The sequence below is a fragment of the Nostoc sp. WHI genome (assembly GCF_015714725.1).
GTDB lineage: Bacteria > Cyanobacteriota > Cyanobacteriia > Cyanobacteriales > Nostocaceae > Nostoc.
Window position 1 is genome coordinate 1 of the sequence record NZ_WBKM01000310.1, and the last position, 4,047, is coordinate 4,047.

Genomic DNA, 4,047 nt, shown 5'->3' on the forward strand with positions numbered 1-4,047 from the left:
CCCCACTCCCCACTCCCCTGTCAATCATTTAATTCCATCAATTCTTTTGTTTTAAAATCAGCCGCTATGGGTTGAGAACATCCTGCAATCTGAGGAGAGATCGAGCAAATTGCATCTGTCGTTGTTTCAAAACAATTTGATAACCCAATTGTTTTTAACAATCCTGAACGTTCTAATAATTGTTTAACTTCGGGTTGTAAACCTGTGAGAATTAAACGGCAATTGTGCCGTTCCAAGTCGTGGTAAATATCCTCTAAGGCTACTAACCCAGTTGTGTCCATATTTGGCACATACCGCAACCGTAGAATTAAATATTTCACTTCTGGTTCATCGCGGAGGAAGGTAGCAAACCGTTCAGCAGCACCAAAAAATACGGGGCCATCTACTCGATAAACAGCAATTTCTTTGCCTAATTCCAGAGGAGTACCAGGGGGAAACACTTCGGTTTCAGGTATTTTGGCCAGGCTCAATTCGCTCATTCGTTTAATGAATAAGGCTCCGGCGGCAATCAATCCCACTTCGACAGCGAGAACTAAGTCAAACAAGATTGTCACTAGCCAGGTGAGAATCATCACAGCAAAATCGGAGTAGGTAGCACGTATTAATAAACCAATAGCTTCCCACTCAATCATCCGCACGCTAACCACCATCAAAATGCCAGCAAGTGCTGCTAAGGGAATCTGGGCTGCTAGGGGTGCTAAAGTTAAAACAATTACGGCTAAGGCAACACCGTGAATTACCCCAGACAGTCGGGTTTTACCGCCAGAACGGACATTAACAACAGTCCGAGCGATCGCACCCGTTGCGGGGATGCCACCAAAAAATGGCACAATAATATTTGCTAATCCTTGACCAATTAATTCGCGATCGCTATTGTGTTTCTCGCTCACAGTCATCCCATCAGCTACCACCGCCGATAGCAACGATTCAATACTTCCCAGTGCTGCCAAAGCCAAAGCCGGATTAATTAGTTCTCGAATCAAACCAAAATTATTCCAGTGGGGAATACCTTGGGGCATCGGTAAAGATTGCGGAATAGCTCCAATAGTTGGTACATCTAGATGAAAATAAGCAGCTATCCCTGTTGCTAACACCAACCCCACCAAAGAACCTGGTATTGTCCGATTAATCTTAGACCACAAAACCTGGGCTGCAATCACCAGCATTACCAACCCAACAGCAGCCCAATTTAAAGCTTCTGCGTGAGTTATGGTTTGCCAAAGTCCCGGCAAAAAATGTTCGCTACGCGGTAATTGTAAACCAAAGAAATTATTTAACTGACCACAAAAAATAATAACGGCGATACCATTAGTAAAACCTGCCGTCACTGGATAGGGAATAAACTTCACTAGCTGTCCAAGTTTGGCAATCCCCAAAGCAACCTGGATAATCCCAGCCATCACCCCAGCAATCCAAACTTTCTCAATGCCGTACTTGGCGACAATTCCCACCAAAACCACAGCCATTGCACCTGTCGGCCCTGTAATCTGTACCGGCGAACCCCCAAAAATTGCCGCGACAATTCCTGTCACAATCGCGGTGTAGAGTCCCGCCTTTGGTTCCACACCACTTGCCACTGCGAAGGCTAAAGCCAAAGGCAAGGCTACTACTGCTGCTGTCAGTCCTCCCGTCAAATCGCCGCGTAGTTCACGAAACAAGCGGCCTAGACGCAAAACCTGTGGTTCTTCTTGGATATTAGAGGTTGCCATATTGTCATTTTCAACTCTCATATACAATTCATTGATGTACACACAGATGTTATTCCATTCTTTCCAATGCCCCATGCCCCATTTCCGTTAAAAAAAGATCCAGCATCTTGACGAAGGGTAATTTTTAGGGTGTTGTTATGGGCAATACTAAGATATTCTTGCTTTCTTCGCCAAGATATATTGTCATGGTTCAATTCGATGAACAGCTACGCTGCTTAGTTACTGAAGCTTGTGGACACCCAATTGGAAGCCCTCAGCGTCAAAAGCTGCTCACACAAATTATTCGCTTGACAGCACGTAGACTCTGGAGGGAAAATGCTCCGTACTATCAAGATGCACTACAACAAACTTGGTTGTATTTCTGCCGCAATGTTTGTGATGGTTTGACTGGTCAAACCTATGACCCCACTTATGGTAGTATCATCACCTGGCTGAATGCTTACCTAAAAAGGAGACTACAAGACTTTTACCTTAACCAGAACCGGGAACAAGCCATAACAGTCCCTATTAGAACTCGTCAGTCTACATCGGGTGGAACAAGTGAAATCATTAACCCTGTAGATAACCTCCCAGCTACCCCCCAAGCACCTCCCATTTTAGAAGAATTGGAGATATGGACTAAGACAGACTCTGAAGGAGAACTGCGCGGTACTTATATTAAAGGGCATCCAGATGTGAATTGTCAGGTGTTAATTCTCAAACGCCTACCCCCGGAAGTTAGCTGGAGAGAGTTGTCTGAAGAATTTGGCTTGTCAATTCCGACATTAAGCAGTTTTTATCAGCGCCAGTGTCTACCGCGTTTGCGTAAATTTGCTGAATTGGAGGGATTGTTATAAGGGTATAGGTTTATTTTTGATCATCTCCATGTTTATCAGCCTTTGGCTCTAAGTGTGGGTTTTTGGTTAAGGTTAGCGATCGCTTTTGAACTAGACTTTGCTGATAAAATTTCCCAGCGATCGCTAGAAATCACTATATTCTTCCGATGGTAATAAATAAGATTGTGGAAGCTAAGGGATAGGAATGGTAACATTACCGTGGTAGCCTAAGCACCTACAATTAATCTTGTATATTCCTGGTTATCACTTATCTTTTGTCATACTTATGACTAAAAAAACTAGGATTTTTGGCACGAATTCTGTAAAAATTGAAAGGCAAAAGCACCCAGGGCGTTGCTTATTGTGCGTGCGTAGTAGCCACAGACGTGCAAAAAGTAAAATTTTTTACTTAATCAGTTTATCTTTGCACTTCTTGATGGCTTTGCTATGCGTTCTCAGTTCACCCGTGCTGGCAAAAATTCCTAGCTCAATTAATTCCTTATCCCAACTGCAAATTAACAGTCTGACATCGCTAGCTGTGGTCGCTGACCCCGCCTTACTACAACAACAAGGCAAAGCTTTATACAATGCCGGAAACTTTGCCAAGGCAATAGAAGTGTTGCAACAGGCTGTCCAGGCATATAAGCAGCAAGGGGAGAGTCTGACACTGGCAGCAACTCTGAGTAATCTTTCCTTAGCCTACCAGCAGCTCGGTGCATGGAGTCAGGCGCAGCAGGCAATTACAGACAGTTTAAATTTGCTCCAATCACTGGATAAAAACCAAAATCTGCAAATATTTGCCCAAACACTAGATATTCAAGGTCGTCTACAACTGACAATGGGACAGGCCGAGGCGGCTTTAAAAACTTGGCAGCAGACGGAAGAAATTTATAGGCAAGTAGATAATAAAAGCGGTGTGGTGCGATCGCTAATTAATCAAGCACAGGCGTGGCGAACCCAAGGATTTTATCCTCGTGCTGTAAAAACGCTGGCTCAGGTAAGTCAGACGTTAAAATCTCAACCAGATTCCATAGAAAAAACAGTGAGTTTGCGATCGCTCGGTGATGCCCTTTTGGCAGTGGGCGATTTGAAAAAGTCACACCAAGCGTTAGAAGAAAGTTTGATGATTGCTCGAAACCTGCAATCAAGCGCTGATATTGGGGCTAGTCTGTTCAGCTTGGGAAATAATGCCCTGAAACAACAGGATAAACCACAAGCGATCGCCTATTATCAACAAACAGTCGAAGCATCTCCCCCACCCCTAATAAAAGTCCAAGCACAACTGAATCACCTGGGACTACTCATTGAAGATCAACAATGGGCAAAGGTTCAAACTCTCTTACCGTTGATTGAGTCCCAACTCGACCAACTTCCCCTCAGCCGTGCTAGCATCTACGCCCGCGTGAATTTTTCACAAAGTCTAGCAAAAGTCAAGAGTGGTGTATTGCAAGCATCCAGTCAAAATTCTTCCTCCCCACTCCCCACTCAGCACTTAGCACTCAGCACTCAGCACTCCCCACTCC

At 44.3% G+C, this 4,047-nt stretch carries 4 protein-coding genes; 2 read left to right on the forward strand and 2 right to left on the reverse strand.

Annotated elements, in window-relative coordinates; all coding sequences use genetic code 11:
* Nucleotides 1-20: 20 nt before the first annotated feature.
* Nucleotides 21-1,709: a SulP family inorganic anion transporter gene (locus F8S12_RS31700; RefSeq protein WP_196520280.1), complete on the reverse strand. Its 1,689-nt coding sequence runs from the start codon at nt 1,707-1,709 to the stop codon at nt 21-23.
* Nucleotides 1,710-1,894: 185 nt separating this feature from the next.
* Here F8S12_RS31700 and F8S12_RS31705 point away from each other — a divergent pair, with 185 nt between their 5' ends.
* Nucleotides 1,895-2,545 carry a sigma-70 family RNA polymerase sigma factor gene (locus F8S12_RS31705; RefSeq protein WP_196520281.1) on the forward strand — a complete coding sequence of 217 codons (651 nt, stop codon included), beginning with the start codon at nt 1,895-1,897 and terminating at the stop codon, nt 2,543-2,545.
* A 35-nt stretch (nt 2,546-2,580) separates the two neighbouring features.
* On the opposite strand, the gene F8S12_RS31710 is transcribed toward F8S12_RS31705, so the two are convergent.
* Nucleotides 2,581-2,739, reverse strand: coding sequence for a hypothetical protein (locus F8S12_RS31710; RefSeq protein WP_196520282.1), 159 nt, complete (start codon nt 2,737-2,739; stop codon nt 2,581-2,583).
* A gap of 71 nt (nt 2,740-2,810) precedes the next feature.
* Here F8S12_RS31710 and F8S12_RS31715 point away from each other — a divergent pair.
* Nucleotides 2,811-4,047, forward strand: a 1,237-nt coding sequence (locus F8S12_RS31715; RefSeq protein ID WP_196520283.1) for a tetratricopeptide repeat protein, incomplete at its 3' end; no start/stop codon positions are given.

Excerpts from the sequence above, each read along its gene's own strand:
- F8S12_RS31700 (WP_196520280.1), bottom strand. The coding sequence starts at position 1,709 with ATGGCAACCTCTAATATCCAAGAAGAACCACAGGTTTTGCGTCTAGGC.
- F8S12_RS31710 (WP_196520282.1), bottom strand. The coding sequence starts at position 2,739 with ATGTTACCATTCCTATCCCTTAGCTTCCACAATCTTATTTATTACCAT.
- F8S12_RS31705 (WP_196520281.1), top strand. The coding sequence starts at position 1,895 with ATGGTTCAATTCGATGAACAGCTACGCTGCTTAGTTACTGAAGCTTGT.